This window comes from Pseudonocardia wallangbongensis, assembly GCF_054486945.1.
Genome location: NZ_JBRERS010000001.1, coordinates 1194253 through 1212774, shown reverse-complemented (window position 1 = coordinate 1212774; position 18522 = coordinate 1194253). Strand labels below are relative to the sequence as shown.

The window sequence follows — 18522 nt, the reverse complement described above, 5'->3', positions numbered from 1 at the left end:
GCGTTGCCTTTCGGTCTTCCAGAGTGGTGCGCCGTGAACACGCGAAGGTAGCAGGAATCCACCCTGCGAGGCCTGACCGATTGAATACAACATTGCGGGAGGCGCACCCATGGACGTCGACGGTCTTCCCGAGGCCCGGGTGGGGGCCGGCGCCCTCGAAGGGCTCCGCGTGCTCGACATCGCGACGATGATGGCCGCGCCGTGGACAGCCACCTACCTGGCCGACTACGGCGCCGATGTCGTGAAGGTGGAACTGCCCGGAAAGGGCGATCCGGTGCGGGAGTGGGGCACGCAGGTCGACGGCACCTCGCTGATGTGGAAGGGCCTCGCGCGCAACAAGCGGCTGATCACGCTCGCCCTGAACCGGCCGGAGGGCCAGCGGATGCTCCTGGATCTCGTCGACCGGTTCGACGTGCTCATCGAGAACTTCCGGCCCGGCGTGCTGGAACGGTGGGGGTTGGGGCCGGCGGCCCTGCACGAGCGCCATCCCGGGCTGATCATCTTGCGCACCACGGCCTACGGCCAGACCGGGCCGTACTCGCACAAGCCCGGATTCGGGACCCTGGCCGAGGCGTTCTCCGGTCTGTCCCACATGACCGGGGACGCCGACGGACCGCCGGTGCTGGCCGGCTACCCGCTGGCCGACGGCGTCGCCGCGTTGACGGGGGTGATGGGTGTCCTCTCGGCGGTGTACTGGCGAGATGTGCGGGGCGGGACCGGCCAGGTGATCGACAACTCGATCAGCGAGGCCACCTACCGGCTGATCGACCACGTGATGCTCGACTACGCCGTGCTGGGGCAGGTGCGCACGCGAGCCGGCAACCGGCTCGGCGACCTCGCGCCCCGCAACACCTACCGGACGCGGAACGGCGGGTGGATCGCGATCTCGGGGGGCACCCAGGGCATCGTGGAGTCGCTCTTCCGGGCCATGGGGCGACCGGATCTGATCGACGATCCGCGGTTCGCGACCAACGCCCTGCGCAGGCGGAACGTCGATGCACTCGACGAGCTGATCGCGGCGTGGATGGCCACCCTCGACGTCGACACCGTCATGGCCCGCTTCGAGGAGCACGGCGTCGCGGGCACCGCGGTGAACGACGCGGCGCAGATCGCCGAGCACGAGCACTTCCGGGCCCGTCAGCTGCTGCTGCGGGTGGACGACCCCGACCTGGGCCCGGCGCCGGCGACCCACGTGCATCCCCGCCTGTCCGAGACGCCCGGCGGCGTGAGCGCTCTCGGGGGAGCCGTCGGGCGGGACAACGCCGAGTTCTACGCGGAAGCGCTCGGGCTGGACGATGACGATCTCACCCGGCTCCGGGCGGCCGGGGTCGTGTAGCGCCGCGGTCGGGCCCCGGCTCGGATCGCCGAAGATCTGGTCGCGGCGCCCCGGGAGGGGTTCGATGTGACCATGGAACTGGGTGTGCGTGGCAAGGTCGCCATCATCACGGGCGGGACGGCGGGTATCGGACTTGCGACCGCCCGGATGCTGCACGACGAGGGTGCGAACGTCGTGATCTGCGGGCGCGACGAGGGCAGGCTGGGGGAGGTGGCGGCGTCGATCGGCGGGGACCGCTGCCACGGGGTGGCCGCGGACGTGCGGGACCCGGAGGCGCTGCGCGGGCTGTTCGAGGCCACGGTGGAGCGCTTCGGCGGCGTCGACATCCTGGTCAACAACGCCGGCACCTCGGCGCGCGGGCACGCCGCCGAGGTCGAGGACCGGGCCTGGTACGACGACATCGACCTCAAGCTGATGGCGCACATCCGGATGGCCCGCCTCGTGGCACCGTCGATGCGGGAGCGTGGCGGTGGGGCGATCGTCAGCGTGGTGTCGATCGGCGGCCGGGCGCCGGAGGCCGGGTCGGCCCCGACGTCGGTGTCGCGCGCGGCCGGGCTCGCGTACGTGAAGCTGCTGTCCCGGGACCTGGCCGGGGACCGGATCCGGGTGAACGCGGTCTGCATCGGGCTCGTGGAGAGCGCGCAGAACGAGCGCTGGTGGCGGGCCTCGGGTTCGGATCGGACTCGTGAGGAGTTCTTCGCCGACGTGGTGCACACCCGGAAGGTCCCGCTGGGACGGATCGGTCGTGCGGAGGAGGCCGCCTCGGCGATCTCGTTCCTCGCGTCCGACGCGGCCGGCTACGTCACCGGCTCCGCGATCAACGTGGACGGTGGTCTCTCGCACGTGCTGTAGGGGCGGAACGTACGTGTCGTGACGGCCGGGTCTCCGGTCGGAAGGGAAGTGTGATGCAGGATCTGGTCGATGTGGTCTGGGACGGCGCGCTCACCGGTCGGTTCGACGCGACACCGCTGACCGGCAAGCTGTCGGTCGACGACGGGGAACGGGCGCAGCTGTCGTTGCTGTCCCGCTGGGCCGAGCGCGGACGGTCCCGCGCCGGATGGAAGGTCGGGCTGACCTCCGGCGCGGTGCGCGACTCGTACGGTCCCGGCGTGCGGCCCTTCGGGTTCCTGCTCGCCGAGCGGGTCTTCGCCTCCGGTGCTGCGCTCGACGTCGGGCGGCATCCGCGGCTCGGGCTGGAGACCGAGCTGTGCTTCCGGGTGGGTCGTCGGCTGGCCGGCCCGGACGTCGGCGTGGCCGAGGTCGCCGCTGCGGTCGAGTCCGTCGCGCCCGCCTTCGAGATCAACGAGAGCCGGATCGAGGGGCCGCAGGAGCCCGGTATCCGGGTGGCCGACAACCTGACCCAGTGGGGCGTGGTCGTCGGCGAGCCGGTGTCGCCGGTGCCGGACCGGTCGGTGTTCGAGGCCACCGTGTCGACGCTGTCGCGGGACGAGGTGCTGCTGCAGACGGTGGCGGCCGCGGGGCACATCGACGACCACTTCCTGTCCATCGCGCGGCTGGTCGCCCAGCTGTCCCGGTTCGACCAGGTGGTCGAGGCGGGCGACCTGGTGATCACCGGCGCCTTCACCCGCGAGCGGGACGACCTGCGGGCCGGCGACTACGTCGGGACCTTCAGCGGCATCGGCGAGGTACGGGCCACCGTCACGAGTGGGCCCACGGCGTAGCGACGAGCCATCCGACCATTGAAGAGGAGTGCAGTGGACCACACCCGCCTGTCGATGACGCTCGGCGAGACGATCTTCACGCAGCGATCCATCCGCCGGTTCCGGCCGGATCCCGTCCCGCTCGCCGACCTCGAGTTGATCGTGGCCGCAGCGGCGAAGGCCCCGAGCGGTGGGAACAGCCAGATCGCCCGCTTCCTCGTGGTGAACGACCGCGACCTCATCCGCGAGTTCGGTGCGCTCTACCACGAGGCCTGGTGGGCGAAGCGACGGGACGCGGCGGGCTGGACCGGGCCCGCGGACCTGAGCGCGGCCGAACGCACCCAGTGGGCTTCGTCCATGCGACTCGCCGACGAGATGGGCGACGTCCCGTGCGTCGTCCTCGCCCTGTCCGTGCCGCCGAACGCGCCGGGCTCGGTCCTGCCGGCGGTCCAGAACCTGATGCTCGCCGGACGAGCGCTCGGCATCGGGTCGGTGCCGACGACACTCCACCCCTCGGTAGAGATCCGGTTCCGGGAGATGTTCGGGATCCCGGCCGAGGTGGGGTTCCACTTCGCGATCCCGGTCGGCTACCCGGCCGGCAACTTCGGCCCGACGAATCGCCGGCCGACCTGGGAGACCAGCTACCTCAACCGATGGGAGAGCGCGGTGCCGTGGGCGCCCGCGGCACCGGATCACACCGGCTCGTGACCGCGGACCGTACGTCGCGCAGGACGAGGACGCGTTCGTCGCCCTGTTCCAGGACGCCAGGGTGTCCCGCTGGATGGGCCATCCACGCTGGGCCCGCTCCACAAGATCGGGTTCGAGCACGTCCGTGACATCGACGAAAGGCGACGGCAGTACGGGGTCCGTGTGCTGACCGTCGGGCGGGGCGCCTGGGGGAGCACCTGGCGTAGCCTCCGGTGCCCTGGCCCACCCGAGGAGAGGCAGCGCCGGTGACAACAGCGAAGAGCGCCACGACGTCGAGCTGGCCTGCCCTGCGGGTCGCGGACTGGACCCCGACGCGGGACACCCTGCACATGTGGACCCAGATCGTCGGCAAGATCCGCATGGCGCACTCGCCGCTGCTGAACCACTGGTGGCAGGTCACGCTGTACGTCAGCCCGCGGGGGCTGACCACGTCGACGATCCCGTACGGCTCGCGAGCCTTCGACGTCGAGTTCGACTTCGTCGGCCACCAGCTGCTCATCCGCACGAGCGACGGTGCCGGCCGCTCCATCGCGCTGGAGCCGATGCCGGTCGCCCGGTTCTTCGAGCGCGTCATGCGGGCGCTCTCCGATCTGGGGCTCGAGACGCGCATCTCGGCGGGGCCGAACGAGGTGGACCCGGCGATCCCCTTCGCCGAGGACCTCGAGCACGCCTCCTACGACCCCGAGGCCGCGCACCTGTTCTGGCGGCAGCTGCGGCAGGCCGCGCGGGTGATGGGCGAGTTCCGGTCGCACTTCGTCGGCAAGGTCAGCCCGGTCCACTTCTGGTGGGGCGCGATGGACCTCGCCTGCACCCGGTTCTCCGGCCGTCGGGCGCCCGCGCACCCGGGCGGCGCGCCCAACTGCGCGGACTGGGTGATGGTCGAGGGCTACTCGCGCGAGCTGTCCAGCTGCGGGTTCTGGCCGGGCGGCGGTGCCGAGGGCGCGTTCTACGCCTACGCCTATCCCGAGCCGGACGGGTTCCGGGAGTACCCGGTGGGGCCGGCGGAGGCGTACTTCAGCGACGAGTTCGGCCAGTTCCTGTTGCCGTACGAGGCCGTGCGGACCGCACCCGACCCGGACCGGGCGGTGAGCGAGTTCCTCCGCACCAGCTACGAGGCGGCCGCCGAGCTCGCGAACTGGGACCGGGAGGCGCTCGAGGACGACCCACTACGTTGGGCGGACCGCCGTCCGACGCGGCGACCAGCATGAGGGGACAATCCGGCATGGTGACTTTCCGGACCACGCTCCGGGCGAGCGGCGGCAACAACGTCGGCATCGTCGTACCCGAGAACGTCGTCCTCTCGTTCGCCCGGGGCAGGCGCGTACCGGTGGTGGTCACGATCGACGGCGGCTTCACGTACCGCAACACGATCTCGTCCATGGGCGGGCAGTTCATGATCTCCTTCAACTCGCAGACCCGCGCCGCGACCGGCCGGGGAGCCGGCGATGAGGTCGAGGTCGCCCTGGAGCTCGACGACGCTCCGCGCACGGTCGAGCCGCCCGATGCGCTCGCGCAGGCGTTCGCGGCGGAACCCGCCGTCGCCGAGGCCTGGGCAAAGCTGTCCTACAGCAAGCAGCGTGCGCACGCGGACGCGATCACCACTGCCAAGACGGAGGAGACGCGGAGCCGCCGGCTGGAGAAGGTGCTGTCCGAGCTGCGCAACGCGTAGCGCGGCCCACCCCGGCGCGCACCGGCGGTGGGCGGGCCGGGGTGGTCACCCGTTACATGAAGTTGCGGGTGTGCAGGGCCGACAGTTCGGCGGCTTCGTCGGGTGGGAAGCCGAGCCGGGTGAGCCGCTGCCGGCGGCCGTCGTCCATCGCGCGACCCAGCTCCTCGACCGCCCGGTGGCCGCGGGCGATGGCAGCCGGCTCCCACCCGCCGGCCGCGAGGACGATGAGGGCGTCGAACACGTCGGCGTTGAGGCCGGCGGTGTCGACGAGGGCGTCGTGGCGGCGTTCGATCGCCGCGCGCAGCTTTCCCCGCAGCGCGGGGTCGAGCTCGGCCTGGCGCTCCAGGTGGGCGACCCCGAAGGCGACGTGCCGGGCCTCGTCGACGCGGGCGAGCCGCGTGACCTGCCGGGTGACCGGGTCCGGGGCGTGCTGGTCGAGGAACGCGAGCAGGGCCAGGAAGCTGCCCTCGCCCAGCACGGAGAGCAGGAACGAGGCCAGCGAGAAGTCCGGCTCGGCCAGCAGCGTCGTGAGCGAGGCCCGCCCGCCGACCGAGGAGGTACCCATCTCGCCCCCGTGCAGGAGGGCGCGGCGGGTGAAGACCTCGACGTGGCGGGCCTCGTCGGCGGCCTGCACGGCGAGGAGCTGCTGGACCTCCCGGAAGTGCGGGTGCACCCGGGCCAGCAGCCGCGCCGGGATGACCAGCGCGGCCTGCTCGTTCTCCACCAGGTAGGTCATGACCTGCACGACCGCGGACTCGATGTCGGCGGGCAGCGGGAGGGTCGCGGACCAGTCCACGGCGGTCGCCGGGTCCCACTGGGCGGCGGCGGCGTGCGCGTAGAGCCGCGGCGCGAGATCGGCCCAGACGACGTCGCGGTCGTCGATGTCGAAGGGCGAGGCGGCCGGGCCGCCCGCCTCCACCAACGCGCCGCGGGCCGCCAGGCCCCAGTGCGCGGGTGGCCGCCGGACCAGCCCGTCCGGACCGGGACCGCCGGCGCGTTCCGCACCGGCCCACCGCTGCAGGTCCGCCGTTCCGCGCACCACCGTGTGGCCGCCGTCCGGGTGCGGTGCGAAGTCGTGGCCCCGCCGGCGGCACCAGGCGCGCAGGTGCACACCGAGCGCCGGGTCCGCGCCCACCACGTGCAGCTCCTGGCCCGGGACCAGCCCGCGCAACGCCCGCTCGACGAGCAGGTGCGCGCCGGAGGTGAACCCGAGCGCCTCCAGGTCGAGCCGGGCGGCCGTCACGGGGCGTACGCCGCCGCGGTGACCCGGCCCGCGGCGTCGTAGAAGCCCGCGGCGTCGACGGCGTCCGCGAGCTGCGCGTACCCGCTCGTGCGGCCCTCCCTCCACACCCGCAGCCCTTCCAGGTCCAGCAGCGGGCGCACCTGCGGGTCGGCGTAGGACATGGCCAGCAACAGCTGGGTGAAGCGTTCGGCGAGTGGTGCCGGGGCGGTGTCGACCACGGTCATCGTGCAGTGGTCGTAGGCAGGGGTCTGGGCGAGGATCCGGGTGCCTGCCGGCAGCGTGCCCTCCTGGGTGAAGAGCAGGTGGTTGCCGTCGATCATGCAGGCGGCGTCCACCTCGCCCGCTACGAGCGCCCGGGCGGCGTCGCGCTCCCCGCCGACGTGATCGCCGTGCAGGCCCACGCCGACGTCGAACCGGCGGACCGTGATGTCGCGGCCCGGGTGCAGGCCTTCGCCGCGCAGGTGGGCGAGGGGGATGAGCGTGGCCTGCGGGGAGTCGATGGCGCCGACCCCCACCGTCCGGCCCGCGAGGTCGGCGAGCGATCCGATGCCGGAAGCCTCGGGAACGACCACCACCGACGTCAGGTCCCGGTCGGTGTCGCGCATGACGCTCGCCCGCACCGACCGGCCGCGGGCAGCGGCGAGTCGCTCGGCGCGCAGCGCTGCGAGGGGGGAGTTCCAGGCGGCGTGGATCCGCCCGTCCACCAGGTCTTCGACCTGGCGTTCGTAGTGGGAGTACAGCACGAAGTCGAAGGACAGCCCTTCGGAGCGCAACCAGCGGCGGAAGCCCTCCCAGATGGTCACGACCTTCGGGTCGTAGGCCACCGCGCCCATCAGCAGCGTCTCGCCCATCAGGCGGCCGGCCCGTCGAGCAGGGGCTGGCCCAGTGCTGCGCGGCCGACGAAGTCCCGCAGCGCCGCGGTGGTCGGCGCCATCACGCGCGCGGCGAGCGCGTCGCGGAAGCGGCGTTCGACGCCGAGCTCCTTGCGGAAGGCGGCGCCACCGCAGAGCCGCATGACGCCGTCGGCGACCTCGGACGTGGCCTCCGCGGCGACCGCTTTGACCTGCAGCACACGCAGCATCGCGTCTGCGCGTCCGGTACCGAGTGCGGTGAGGGTGTCGGCGAGGAAGGCGCGTGCCTCGGCGGCGCGGGTGAGCAGCGCGGCGTACTCGGAGCGGGTCGCGGGCTGCTCGGCCAGCGACCGGCCGAGGTGTTCGAGGCGGGTGGCGGTCAGGTGTGCGGCGGCTTCGTCGAGCATGGCCTGGGCCAGCCCGACCGAGAACGCGGCGCTGCCGACCAGGAAGGTCGGCAGCACGACCGCCAGCGCGATGTCCAGGCCCGCCCCGTCGGCGCCGATCATGGCGTCGGCCGGCACCAGCAGGCCGTCCGCGGTCACCGGGCGCGAGGCGTTGCCGCGCAGCCCCATGCCGTCGAAGGCGCCGGGCCGGCTCAGCCCTGCGGCGTCCGACGGCACCAGCCACAGCGTCATGGGCCCCTGCGCGGCGAGCGGGCGGCTGGACCAGACGTAGCTGTCGGCCTCCCCGGCCGAGGTGATCCAGCTCTTGCGCGCGTCCAGCCGGACCCGGTCCCCGTCCGCGGTCGCGGTGCTCGTGGGGGCCCAGAAGTGGCTGCGCGAGCCCGCTTCGGAGAAGGCCAGGGTGCTCAGGTGCTCGCCGCGGGCGACGGCTTCGCGCACCGGGCGCGGGCCGTGGGCCTCGAGCACGGAGACCGCGGAGAAGTGCATCAGCGCGACCATCGCGGTGGACGAGCACGCTCCGGCGACGCGCTCGACGATCGCGGCCACGTCGGCGAGCCCGGCCCCGCCGCCGCCGAGTTCGGAGGCGCTCGCGGCGCCCAGCACCCCGGCCTGGGCGAGGGCGTCGACGCCTGCGCGTGGGAAGGAACCGGTGCGGTCGATCTCGGCGGCGGCCGGCGCGATCACGTCGGTGATCACGCTGTCGAGGCGCTCGCGCCAGTCGGGAACGGCAACGGGCTCGGGGCGGGTGACGGCAGAACTCACGGGATCTCCTCGTGATGGATCGGCCGTCGCATGTCAACCCGGGGGACCACCGACGGCCGTGTGTGAAGCCGCCCGACCGGGCGGCAGGACCTGGTGGGCTCAACGGCGGGGCAGCATGCGACACCCCTTCCCGAACATCCTCGTTCCTCCCGTCGAACGTGCGGACGCTACGTCCGAAGGGATCACGGGCACAAGGCTCGCGGCTCGCGCCGGTCGGCGAAGTGCGGCAGAACCATCTCGACCAGTGCGGCGACGTCGCGGTCGGCCATCGGCTCGCCGGTCATGCCCATCCGGTGGAGCAGCACACCGACCACGACGTCGATGAAGAACAGGACCCGATCCGCCGGCTCGCCGAGCGCGTCCTGGAGCGCGAGCCGGTACGGGTCCTGGAACCTGGCGGAGAGGATCTCGCGCAGAGCCGGATCGCTGACGGCGTCGCTGAACACCCCGGCGAACGCGTCGCCCACGCCGGGTTCGCCGATCTTCCCCGCGATCCAGTGGATGGTCGAGGACATGATCTCGGCTCGACCGGTGCCCTCCAACGGCGCCGGGCCGAACGCGTCCAGGAGGCAGTCCACGATCAGCTCACCCTTGGACGGCCAGCGACGGTAGATCGTCGTCTTGGCGATGCCCGCCGCCGCGGCGATGCGCTCGACGGTGGCGCGCGCGTAGCCGACCTCGTCGATCGTGCTCAGCGTGGCGGCGAAGACCACGGCGTTGACGCCGGCGCGCGGACGGCCGGGTGGTCTGGCAGGTGTGGTCGATGCCATACGCGCACGTTACCGGATTTCGCTACCTTAGGTTCCGAAACCAGAGGTAGCGAAACTCTGATCGAGGAGGAGAAGGAATGAGCGAGGTCACCGCGACGGCACGGCCGCCGGCGCCGAACTGGTTGGGGATGACGGCCCAGCAGCTGGTCGCCTACCGCGACGCGGAGAACCGCTTCCGGGCGTCCGCCGCGGCGCGGGTGATCACCGGGGAACCGGATCCCGGCGCCGCGATCCGGTGGCAGGAGGTGGCGCTACCCGACCGCGAACTCCCCGTCCGGGTGTATCGGCCGGCAGGCGGATCCGGCCGGGCGGACCTGCCACTCGTGCTCCACGTGCACGGAGGCGGCTTCGTGGGCACGGCCGTGCAGAGCGACTGGGTCAACAGCCACCTCGCCGCCCGGCTGCCCGCCGTCGTCATCTCGGTCGAGCACCGCCTCCTCGCCCCGGGAACCCCGCTGTCAGCGGCCGCCGACGACGGCTGGGACGTGCTCCGACACGTGGTGGAGCACGCCGCGCAGTGGGGTGTCGACCCGGCGCGGGTCGTCGTCCTCGGTGAGAGCTGCGGCGGGTTGATCATGGCGCTGGCCGCGATCCGGGCAGGCGTTGCCGGCCTGCACCTCCAGGCGCAGGTGCTGGTCAACCCCGCCGTCGACGTGACCGACACGATGCTCGACCACGCCTCCGTCGTCGAGCACGCCCACACGCCGACCCTCGCCGAGCCGCAGCTGCAACTGTTCCGGCGGCTCGCCGTCCCACCGGGAACCGACGCTCGCGCGCTCTCGCCGCTGCATGCGGACGACCTGAGCGGGCTGGCGCCGGCGCTGGTGGTGGTGCCGACCCACGACCCGGTGGCCGATCACGGCCGCCGCTACGCCGAACGGCTGCGAGCGGCCGGGACACCGGCGCGGCTGACCGAGTACCCCGGAGCGGGGCACGCGTTCCTCAGCACGCCGGGCGCGGCCCGGCAGGCAGAAGCCGCGCGGGCGGAGATCCTCGAGTTCGTCCGAGCCTCCCTCGCCGTGGGGCATCGATCGGTACGGCCACCCGCACGGGACGCGTCGTCCTCGCGCTGACCGCGCTGCTCAGCCTGCGGGCAGCACCGGCACGCCGTAGGCGACCAGTGCGTCGTCGGCCGTCACAAGTGTCAGCCCCTCGACGGCCGCTTGGGCGACGAGCATGCGGTCGAACGGATCCTTGTGGTGAAACGGTAGGTCGCGGGCCGCCGTCGCGTGTGCCCCGGTGACGGGGAGCTCGGTGAAACCCTGCTCCATCGCATGGGAGCGAAGGTCCACATCCACGCGCAGCTTCCCGATCGACTGCTTGATCGAGAGCTCCCACACCGACGCCGCGGACAGGTACAGGGCGTTGTCGCCGTCCTCCATCGCCTCGGCGGCGGCCGCCGCCAGTCGTGGGTCTGCTTGTAGCCACCAGAGCAGGACGTGACTGTCGACGAGCAGCCTCACGAGGGGTGCGCCGCTGGCGGCGGGCCATGATCATGGCTTCGGGTGCGGCGGCGGCCGCATGGAGGGTGTTGCCCATTCGCTGCTGGCTGTGGTGGCGAGCATGATCCGAACTATCGGTTGTCCATGGCTGCGGCCACGACGATGAGCACCCGATACCGCGGATCACCGGCGGGAAGATCACAGATACCGGTTGTCCATGGTCGTCACTGCGACCATGGACAACCGATACTGTGGATCGTCGCGGCGGGCCCACGCCGCGAGCAGCTCGATCTGGCAACACCCTCCACGGGGCCGTGGGTCAACCGCGCGTCGTCGTGGCCGCCAGCAGTTCCCCGGCCACGTCCTCGGCCCGGCGGGGCGTGCTGTCGACCCCGCGTTCACGGACCCAGCGGCGCGCGGTCCGCAGCACCCCGCGGGCGGCGCCCTCGCGCAGCGGCGGGGGGAGGGTCTCGATGTCGGTGGTCTTGGCCAGGCCGACGATGCGCCGGGTCATCTTCGCGGCGCCGAACAGCCAGGCCTCGGCGCGCCACGTCGCGAGCAGGTGCTCGCGCAGGTCGTCGCCGAACGTGCGGGGGTCGACGCGCCCGTCCACCCATGCCCCGCGGAACCCCGCCTCGAAGGCGTCCCAGGTGCGGGTGCACAGCCCCAGCGCCCATGCGGCGCGCTCGTCGTCGCCGAGCGCGGTGGCGCGGGCGGCGGCGATGACGTAGTTGCCCCACAGGGCGCCGAGGTCGAACGCCACCGGGCCGTAGAAGGCGAACTCGGAGTCGAAGGCCTTCACCGAGTCGACTGGCACCGAGTCCGCCCCGCCGTCCTCGCCCTCGGCGGCGCGGACCATCACCGACCCGGTGTGCAGGTCGCCGTGCAGGAGCGCCTCGGCCCGCGTCATGAACGTCCACTTCGCCTGCCCCATCGCGTCGACCATGGTGCGGTCGGCGGCGAGCTCGGCGGCGTCGGCCTCGTTCGCCGGCAGCACGCTGTTGCGCCCCGCGTCGACGTACGGCTCGGTGAACACGAGGTCCTCGGTGATGAGGCACAGCTCGGGGTTGACGGAGGCGGCGAGGGTGCTCGCCCGGTCTGCCGCGTCCATGCCGAGCACCGACGTGCCGAACGCGACGGCGGCGACGTAGCGGCCCATCGCCTCGGCGGCGCCGTCGTGGCGCAGGCCGTCGTTGAGCGCGGTGCGCCAGACGCGGTGGTCGGACAGGTCCTCGATGGCGAGGACGTAGCGGTCGGCGTCGTAGTCGTACAGGTGCGGCACGAGGTCGGGGGCGAGCTGCCCGTGCAGCCGCAGCGCGTCGGCCTCGTGGCGGGCCCGGTCGGGGGTGAGCCGCCAGCTGGGGCCCACCAGCCGCACGTAGGGCAGCGCCTGCTTCAGGACGAGCCCGCGACCGGCGCCGTCGGTGAGCACGAACACGAGGTTGAGGTTGCCGTCGCCGATCTCGCGCACGGATGCGAGGTCGCCGGCGTCGATGCGCGATGCGAGTCCGGGCCGGGAGCGGACGTACGCGGCCGCGGTCTCCGGGGTGAGGATCTCGTAGGGCGCGTCGAGTGCGGCATCGGTCGTCATCGTCGCGCTCCTTCAGATGACGGCGGCGGGCGTGTAGCGGGAGCGGCGCCGCGACAGGGTGAACGAGAACAGCAGGGCGAGCAGCAGCACGATCCCCTTGACGACGTCCTGGCCGTAGTAGGGGAAGCCGGTGATGGTCAGGCCGGTGATGAGGATGCCGACGAGGACGGCGCCGAGGATCGTGCCCCACGCGTTCGGGCGGCCCAGCCCCAGCACCGATGTGCCGACGAGCGCCACGGCGACCGCGTCGAGCAGCAGGGAGTTGCCGGCGCTGATGTCGCCCTGGCCGATGCGCGCGGACAGGATGAGCCCGCCGATCGCGGCGAACACCCCGGACAGGACGTAGGCGAGCGCGCGGTAGCGGCCCACCCGGACGCCGGCGAGCCGGGACGCCTCCGGGTTGGCGCCCACGGCGTACATCAGCCGTCCCCAGCGGGTGCGGTTGAGGAAGAACCAGGTGGCGACGGCGAGCAGGCCGACGATGAGGACCGGCAGCGGGATCGGGCCGACGAACGCGCGGTCGATGGCGAGGAAGTCCGGGGTGAACCGGCCGGGCGCCACGCTCCCGTCGCGCAGCACCATGCCCGACGACACCGACTGGCCGTCGACCGGCACGAGCTTGAGCCCCATGACGACGAACATCGAGGCCAGCGTGGCGAGCAGGTCGGGTATCCGAAGCACGACGATGAGCAGCGCGTTGACCGCCCCGATGAGCGCTCCGGCGAGCAGCACCAGCGCGACCGCCACGCCCCCGACCTGCGCGTAGATCACCATGGTCATCGCGGAGATCGTCACCGCCATCCCGGCGACGGCCCCGACGGACAGGTCGAGCCCGCCCACCACCATCGTCAGCGTCACCCCGAGCCCGACGACGGCCACCACGGAGGCGAACTTCAGCATCGAGAACAGGGTGCTCGGCTGGCGGAAGGTCTCCTCGGTGACGGCGAAGAAGACGAACAGTGCCACCGTGATCGCGATGAACCCGTACCGGACGGCGAGCTCGCGCACGCCCGGCCGGGGCTCCGGCGGTGCCGTCCTGCCGGCATCCCGCTCCGCCTCGGTCTTCGGCATCGCCACTCAGGCCACCCCTTCTCCGTGCGGTTCGACCCGGGCGGGTTCCACTCGGGTGAGCGCCGCCATCTGCGCGACGATCCGGTCCCGGGTCACGTCGACGGTGCGCGCGTCGAGCCGGGGGACGCCCTCGACCAGCACGACCACCCGGTCGGCCACCTCGAGCACCTCGTCCACGTCCGCGGCGAGCACGAGCACGGCCGAGCCACCGGCGGCGAGCTCGCGCACCCGGTGCGACAGGTCGTGGCGGGCGCCGATGTCGATGCCGCGGAACGGCTCGTCGAGCACCATCACCCGCGGCTGCCCGCGCAGCCACCGTCCCACCACGACCTTCTGCTGGTTGCCGCCGGACAGCGCGTCCACGCGCTGGGTCTCCGAGGCGGCCACGACGTCGAAGCGCTCGACGACGGCCCGCCCGTCGGCCCGTTCCTTCCCGCGCGCCACCACACCGCGGGGCGAGAGCGCCCGCAGGAACGGCAGCGACGCGGTGCGCGCGATCGACCAGCCGGGGAGCATGGCCTGCGCCGCGCGGTCCTCGGGCACCAGGTAGACCTCGCGCGCCACCGCGTCGGCCGGGGAGGCCGGCGCGTAGGGCTCACCGGCGAGGCGCATCGTCCCGGCCGGGAACGGCTGCGCGCCGAACACGCCGAGCGCGAGCTCGCTCTTGCCGGCCCCGAGCAGGCCGACGACCCCGGTGACCTCGCCGCGCGCCACCGTGAGGTCGAACGGTGCGCTCCGGGTGAACAGCTGCACCCCGCGCAGCTCCAGGGCCGTCTCGTCGCCGCGCCGGTCGTGGACCTCGGCGATCTCCTGCGCGCCCCGCTCGCCGAGCATGTCGCGCACCGCGGCCGGCCAGTCGAACGGCTTGGCCTGCTCGGAACGGACGCTCCCGTCGCGCAGCACGGCGATCCGGTCGGCGAGCCGGTCGATCTCCCCGATGCGGTGGGAGACGTAGAGGACGGCGACGCCGCTCGCGCGCAGGTCGTCGACGACGCCGAAGAGCCGGTCGGTCTCGGCGCCGGACAGCGCCGAGGTCGGCTCGTCGAGCACGAGCAGCCGCGGACGGCGCGCGAGCGCCCGCGCGAGCAGCACGAGCTGCTGGTCGGCGATCCCGAGTTCGTGGATGTCGCGGCGCAGCGTCGGGTCGCTCCAATCGAGCCCGAGGCCCGCCGCGACCTCGCGGGCCGCGGGGAGCAGCCTGCGCAGCGAGCCGACGGCCGGCAGCTCACCCTGCGCGATGCGCTCGAACAGCAGGTTCTCCGCCACCGACAGGCCCGGCACCACGCCCTCGTCGATCCGCTGGTGCACGGTCTCGATGCCGAGCCCGCGGGCGGCGAGCGGGCCGTCGGCGGCGGACAGGGGCGAGCCGTCCACGCTGATCCGGCCGTGCTGCAGCGGGTGCACCCCGGCCAGCACCTTGATCAGCGTGGACTTGCCTGCGCCGTTGGCGCCCATCAGCGCGAGCACCTCGCCCGCGTCCCACCCGATGCTCACCCCGCGCAGCACCGGGTTGCCGCCGAACGCGTGCCGCACGTCGTGCAGCTCGACGGTTGCCACTAGAAGTTGACGACGGGGATCCAGTCCGCCGTCGCGACGCTCGTCATGTTGAGCTCCGGCAGCACCTCGCGCAGCTCCGCGAGGTTCCGGATGTTCTTGCCGCGCAGGAGGTCCTGCGTCACGAGCGTTCCGGGGAACACCACCTCCTTGGAGCCGAGCTGGCCGGCGAGCTCGAGCGCGGTCACCCGGACCACGGCGGCGCCGATGGCGTTCGGGTCGGTGGTCGCGGTGGCGACCCACGGGCTGCCGTCGGCCGTCATGACCTCGATGTCGGCGGTGGAGATGTCCACGCCGTAGACGCGGATGTCGCCCTCGCGCCCGTTCTGCTGCACCGCGGAGACCGTGCCCTTGGTCAGCTCGTCGTAGGGCGCGAAGATGCCGGCGACACCCGGGTTCGCCTTCAGCGCGGCGTCGACCAGCTGCGCGTTGTCGGTGGCCACCGAGTTGGTGAACTCGCCGACGAAGAACTGCTGGTCCCAGCCGTTCTGCGCGCGCAGCTGCTCCCAGACGGCGTGCCTGCGGTCGAGCGGTGCGATCCCGAGCACGTTGACGTAGCCGACCGGTTTCCCGGGTCCGAGGTCCTCGGTCATCTTGCCGAGGATCAGGCTCGCGAGGTTCGCGTCGTCCTGGGCCGTCTCCACGGCCTCCGGGGCGCATTCGGTGATCTCGACGTCGTAGATGACGACGGGGAGATCGGCGGCCAGCCCGTCGTTGATGAGCGGGCACATGGTGTCGGACTGCCCGTGGTCGACGATGATCGCGTCCACACCCGAACCGATCGCGGTCTGCATGTCGGTGGCCTGGCGCGCGTTGTCGGCCTGGGCGTCGTAGACCTGCAGCTCGATGCCCAGCGCGGCGGCCTGCTGGCGGGCACCGTTGGTCCACTGTTGAAAGTAGTCTCCCGCCCCGCTGTTCTGCACGAGCGCGACGCGCACGGGGTCACCACCCGCGAACGGGGCAGGCGCCTCCCCCGTGGCCTCCTGCACCGTGGCCGTCTCCGGTGCCGCGGCCTGCCCGCCGCCCGGGCCGAGGTCCTGCGAGCAACCGGCGAGCAGCAGGGCGGAGCCCAGCAGCGCGGCACCGGCCCGTGCGCTGGCTCGGCCGCGCGTCACGAGTGTCGTCATCGACATCTCCTTCGGAAGGTGCTCTGGTCAGAGGGGTTGCTGGACCGCCATCATGTCGGGGCGGAGCTTCGGTTCGGCGACACCGCGCTCGGTGACGACGGCGTCGATGAGGCGGGCGGGCGTGACGTCGAACGCCGGGTTGAACACGCGGCTGCCCGCAGGCGCGGTGGGCACCCCCCCGAGCGCGACGACCTCGGCGGGAGCGCGTTCCTCGATCGTGATGCCCGCCCCGTCCGGCGTCGCGAGGTCGACCGTGGACCACGGGGCGGCCACGACGAACGGGATGCCCGCGTCGGCGCACGCCAGCGCCAGCCCGACGGACCCGACCTTGTTGGCGGTGTCGCCGTTGGCCGCGATGCGGTCGGCGCCGATCACGACGGCGTCCACCAGCCCGCGCAGGATCGCGCCCGCCGCGGCGCTGTCGACCTGCACGACGTGGTCGATGCCGTCGGCCGCAAGCTCCCACGCGGTGAGCCGCGAGCCCTGCAGCAGCGGCCGGGTCTCGTCGACGTGCACCACCTCGATCCGGCCGCGGGCGTGCAGTTCGCGGACGATCCCGAGGGCGGTGCCCCACGCGGTGGTGGCGAGCGTTCCCGTGTTGCAGTGGGTGAGCACCCGCAGCGGGCGGTCGGAGCAGCGTCGGAGGAGCCAGTCGGCGCCCTTCGCGGAGAGCGCCCGGTTGGCCGCTTCGTCCTCGTCGAACACGCGCCGGGCCTCGGCGAGCACCGCGTCCGGTCCGTCGGGCAGGAACGCCAGGACCCGGTCGACGGCCCAGGCGAGGTTCACCGCGGTCGGGCGGGCCTCGCGCAGCCGGGTGATCTCGTGGCGCAGGCGGGCGTCGTCCCAGCCCTCCCGAGCGCGCTGGGCGAGGGCGACCGCGACGCCGAGCGCCCCGACCGCGCCGAGCGCGGGAGCGCCGCGGACGGCGAGCCGGGCGATCGCGTCGACGAGCGTGTCGACGTCGGCGGCGTCGAGGTAGACCTCCTCGACCGGCAGCCGGGTCTGGTCGAGCAGCCGCACGGCCGGGACCGGCTCGTCGAGCCACTCCACCGTCCTGACGGCCACGCGGCCTCCCCCGAGCTGTCAGTCGTCCTACGACTTCCCGGCACGCTATGGAGATGTAGGACGACTGTCAACCGCTACTCTGTGGCCGTGTCGACGTCGTTGGGTGCCCGCACCTCATTGGCGCGCCGACTGGCCGAGGACGTGCGGACCCGGATCATGTCGGGGGAGTACGCGCCGGGGGCGCGGCTGCCCAGCGAGGCGGAGCTCGTGCGCCGCTACGAGGTCTCCCGGGTCACGGTCCGCACGGCACTGCGCACGCTGGAGGCGCAGGGGCTGGTCGACATCCGGCACGGCACCGGCTCGTTCGTCAGCGACTTCGGTGCCGGGATCCGCGCCGGGCTGCAGGAGCTGCGCTCGATCAGCGACACCATCCGCGAGATGGGCCACGAGCCGGGGATGGAACGCCATTCCCGGGAACAGCGCCCGGCGACCGCGGTGGAGGCGGCCAAGCTCGGCATCCGGGCGGGCGCCGAGGTGCTCGCGGTCGAGCGGATGATCCTCGCCGACGAGGAGGCCGTGGCGTACTCGTACGACGTGGTGCCGCTGGCGGGCTTCCCGGCCGACCTGGTCGACGAGCTCGGAGCGGGCAGCCTGTTCGCCACGCTCGCCGCCGCCGGGCTGATGCCGGCGCGCGCACTCGCCGAGGTGCACGCCATCAGCGACGAGACGATCGGGTGGGGGCCGCAGAAGCCGGTGCCGGGTCTCTACGTCCTGCTGGACCAGGTGCATTTCAGCCGGCGGGGCAGCGCGGTCGCCTACAGCCGCACGTACTTCGTCGAGGGCCGGTTCCAGTTCGTCGTGCTGCGCACCAACTGAAGGGTCCCTGCACGGGTCCGGGTTCTGCGGCGCCCTGGGTGCGCCGGCTACTCGTCCTCGGTCGGGCGCTGCCGCCGTAGCTCCCGGACCTGACGCCGCAGGTCTTCCAGCTCCCACCGGTGATGCCCACTGGGGAGCGTCACCGTGGGTTTGAGCCATCCCAACTCCGCGTAGCGGGCAAGGGTTCGCCGACTCACCCCGAGCCACCGTGCGGCCTGCGCGGTGGTCAACAGTTCTGCCGGTTCCCCCACGTCATCCACGCTAGGTGGCCCGAACGGCGCGTGCGGCACGGTGTGACCCGGCTAGCTGATAATGCCCGACATGCCGATCAGTCTCATTAGACCCGTAATGCTGATGTCGCGCGACTGTCTCACTTTGCACTACAGTGTGGCGCGCCTCCCAAACGTGAGGCGGCCCCGGCCGGGCGCGACGAACGCCTGGCCGGGGCC

18 protein-coding genes are annotated in these 18522 nt (G+C 72.8%); 8 read left to right on the top strand and 10 right to left on the bottom strand.

The genetic code is table 11. The annotated features are described in order from the left end of the window. Window positions 1-109 precede the first annotated feature (109 nt). From ACU436_RS05715 to ACU436_RS05690, 6 genes are all read left to right on the top strand, one after another. Complete coding sequence (locus ACU436_RS05715) at window positions 110-1336, top strand: CaiB/BaiF CoA transferase family protein (RefSeq protein WP_459022319.1); 1227 nt, start codon at window positions 110-112, stop codon at window positions 1334-1336. 72 nt (window positions 1337-1408) lie between these two features. Then, complete coding sequence (locus tag ACU436_RS05710) at window positions 1409-2188, top strand: SDR family NAD(P)-dependent oxidoreductase (protein ID WP_459022630.1); 780 nt, start codon at window positions 1409-1411, stop codon at window positions 2186-2188. A 53-nt stretch (window positions 2189-2241) separates the two neighbouring features. Continuing rightward, complete coding sequence (locus tag ACU436_RS05705; protein ID WP_459022317.1) at window positions 2242-3018, top strand: 2-keto-4-pentenoate hydratase; 777 nt, start codon at window positions 2242-2244, stop codon at window positions 3016-3018. Between the two features lie 33 nt (window positions 3019-3051). After that, window positions 3052-3705 (top strand): nitroreductase family protein, encoded by a 654-nt coding sequence (locus tag ACU436_RS05700; RefSeq protein WP_459022315.1) that lies wholly within the window; start codon window positions 3052-3054, stop codon window positions 3703-3705. Window positions 3706-3950: 245 nt separating this feature from the next. Continuing rightward, on the top strand, window positions 3951-4913 hold the full coding sequence (locus ACU436_RS05695) for a DUF5996 family protein (protein WP_459022313.1): 963 nt from the start codon (window positions 3951-3953) through the stop codon (window positions 4911-4913). Between the two features lie 14 nt (window positions 4914-4927). Beyond that, a complete protein-coding gene (locus ACU436_RS05690; protein ID WP_459022311.1) occupies window positions 4928-5374 on the top strand; it encodes a YdeI/OmpD-associated family protein in 447 nt (148 codons plus the stop codon). Between the two features lie 52 nt (window positions 5375-5426). Here ACU436_RS05690 and ACU436_RS05685 read toward each other — a convergent pair whose 3' ends face one another. The 4 genes from ACU436_RS05685 to ACU436_RS05670 all read right to left on the bottom strand — a co-directional run bounded on the left by ACU436_RS05685 (window position 5427) and on the right by ACU436_RS05670 (window position 9407). After that, window positions 5427-6617, bottom strand: a complete 1191-nt coding sequence (locus tag ACU436_RS05685) for a ferritin-like domain-containing protein (protein ID WP_459022310.1) — start codon at window positions 6615-6617, stop codon at window positions 5427-5429. After that, window positions 6614-7468 carry a phosphate/phosphite/phosphonate ABC transporter substrate-binding protein gene (locus ACU436_RS05680; RefSeq protein ID WP_459022308.1) on the bottom strand — a complete coding sequence of 285 codons (855 nt, stop codon included), beginning with the start codon at window positions 7466-7468 and terminating at the stop codon, window positions 6614-6616. The genes ACU436_RS05685 and ACU436_RS05680 overlap by 4 nt, the downstream gene beginning before the upstream one ends. Further along, a complete protein-coding gene (locus tag ACU436_RS05675) occupies window positions 7468-8637 on the bottom strand; it encodes an acyl-CoA dehydrogenase family protein (protein ID WP_459022306.1) in 1170 nt (389 codons plus the stop codon). The genes ACU436_RS05680 and ACU436_RS05675 overlap by 1 nt, the downstream gene beginning before the upstream one ends. A 182-nt stretch (window positions 8638-8819) precedes the next feature. Then, window positions 8820-9407, bottom strand: coding sequence for a TetR/AcrR family transcriptional regulator (locus ACU436_RS05670; RefSeq protein WP_459022304.1), 588 nt, complete (start codon window positions 9405-9407; stop codon window positions 8820-8822). Between the two features lie 77 nt (window positions 9408-9484). Between ACU436_RS05670 and ACU436_RS05665 the strand changes: the two genes are divergently transcribed. Beyond that, the gene (locus ACU436_RS05665; protein WP_459022302.1) at window positions 9485-10480 is read left to right on the top strand and encodes an alpha/beta hydrolase; all 996 of its coding nucleotides are present in this window, start codon (window positions 9485-9487) and stop codon (window positions 10478-10480) included. 9 nt (window positions 10481-10489) lie between these two features. On the opposite strand, the gene ACU436_RS05660 is transcribed toward ACU436_RS05665, so the two are convergent. The 6 genes from ACU436_RS05660 to mtnA form a co-directional block, all read right to left on the bottom strand. Further along, window positions 10490-10870 carry a type II toxin-antitoxin system VapC family toxin gene (locus tag ACU436_RS05660; protein ID WP_459022300.1) on the bottom strand — a complete coding sequence of 127 codons (381 nt, stop codon included), beginning with the start codon at window positions 10868-10870 and terminating at the stop codon, window positions 10490-10492. A gap of 298 nt (window positions 10871-11168) precedes the next feature. Continuing rightward, on the bottom strand, window positions 11169-12440 hold the full coding sequence (gene mtnK, locus ACU436_RS05655; protein ID WP_459022298.1) for an S-methyl-5-thioribose kinase: 1272 nt from the start codon (window positions 12438-12440) through the stop codon (window positions 11169-11171). A gap of 12 nt (window positions 12441-12452) precedes the next feature. Continuing rightward, window positions 12453-13511 (bottom strand): ABC transporter permease, encoded by a 1059-nt coding sequence (locus ACU436_RS05650; protein ID WP_459022628.1) that lies wholly within the window; start codon window positions 13509-13511, stop codon window positions 12453-12455. Window positions 13512-13517: 6 nt separating this feature from the next. After that, a complete protein-coding gene (locus tag ACU436_RS05645) occupies window positions 13518-15068 on the bottom strand; it encodes a sugar ABC transporter ATP-binding protein (RefSeq protein ID WP_459022296.1) in 1551 nt (516 codons plus the stop codon). Then, complete coding sequence (locus ACU436_RS05640) at window positions 15068-16192, bottom strand: substrate-binding domain-containing protein (RefSeq protein ID WP_459022295.1); 1125 nt, start codon at window positions 16190-16192, stop codon at window positions 15068-15070. Before ACU436_RS05640 ends, ACU436_RS05645 begins: the two co-directional genes overlap by 1 nt. A gap of 27 nt (window positions 16193-16219) precedes the next feature. Then, window positions 16220-17257: an S-methyl-5-thioribose-1-phosphate isomerase gene (gene mtnA, locus ACU436_RS05635; RefSeq protein ID WP_459022293.1), complete on the bottom strand. Its 1038-nt coding sequence runs from the start codon at window positions 17255-17257 to the stop codon at window positions 16220-16222. 87 nt (window positions 17258-17344) lie between these two features. On the opposite strand from mtnA, the gene ACU436_RS05630 reads away from it, so the two are divergent. Beyond that, window positions 17345-18073, top strand: a complete 729-nt coding sequence (locus ACU436_RS05630; protein ID WP_459022291.1) for a GntR family transcriptional regulator — start codon at window positions 17345-17347, stop codon at window positions 18071-18073. Window positions 18074-18522: the final 449 nt, after the last annotated feature.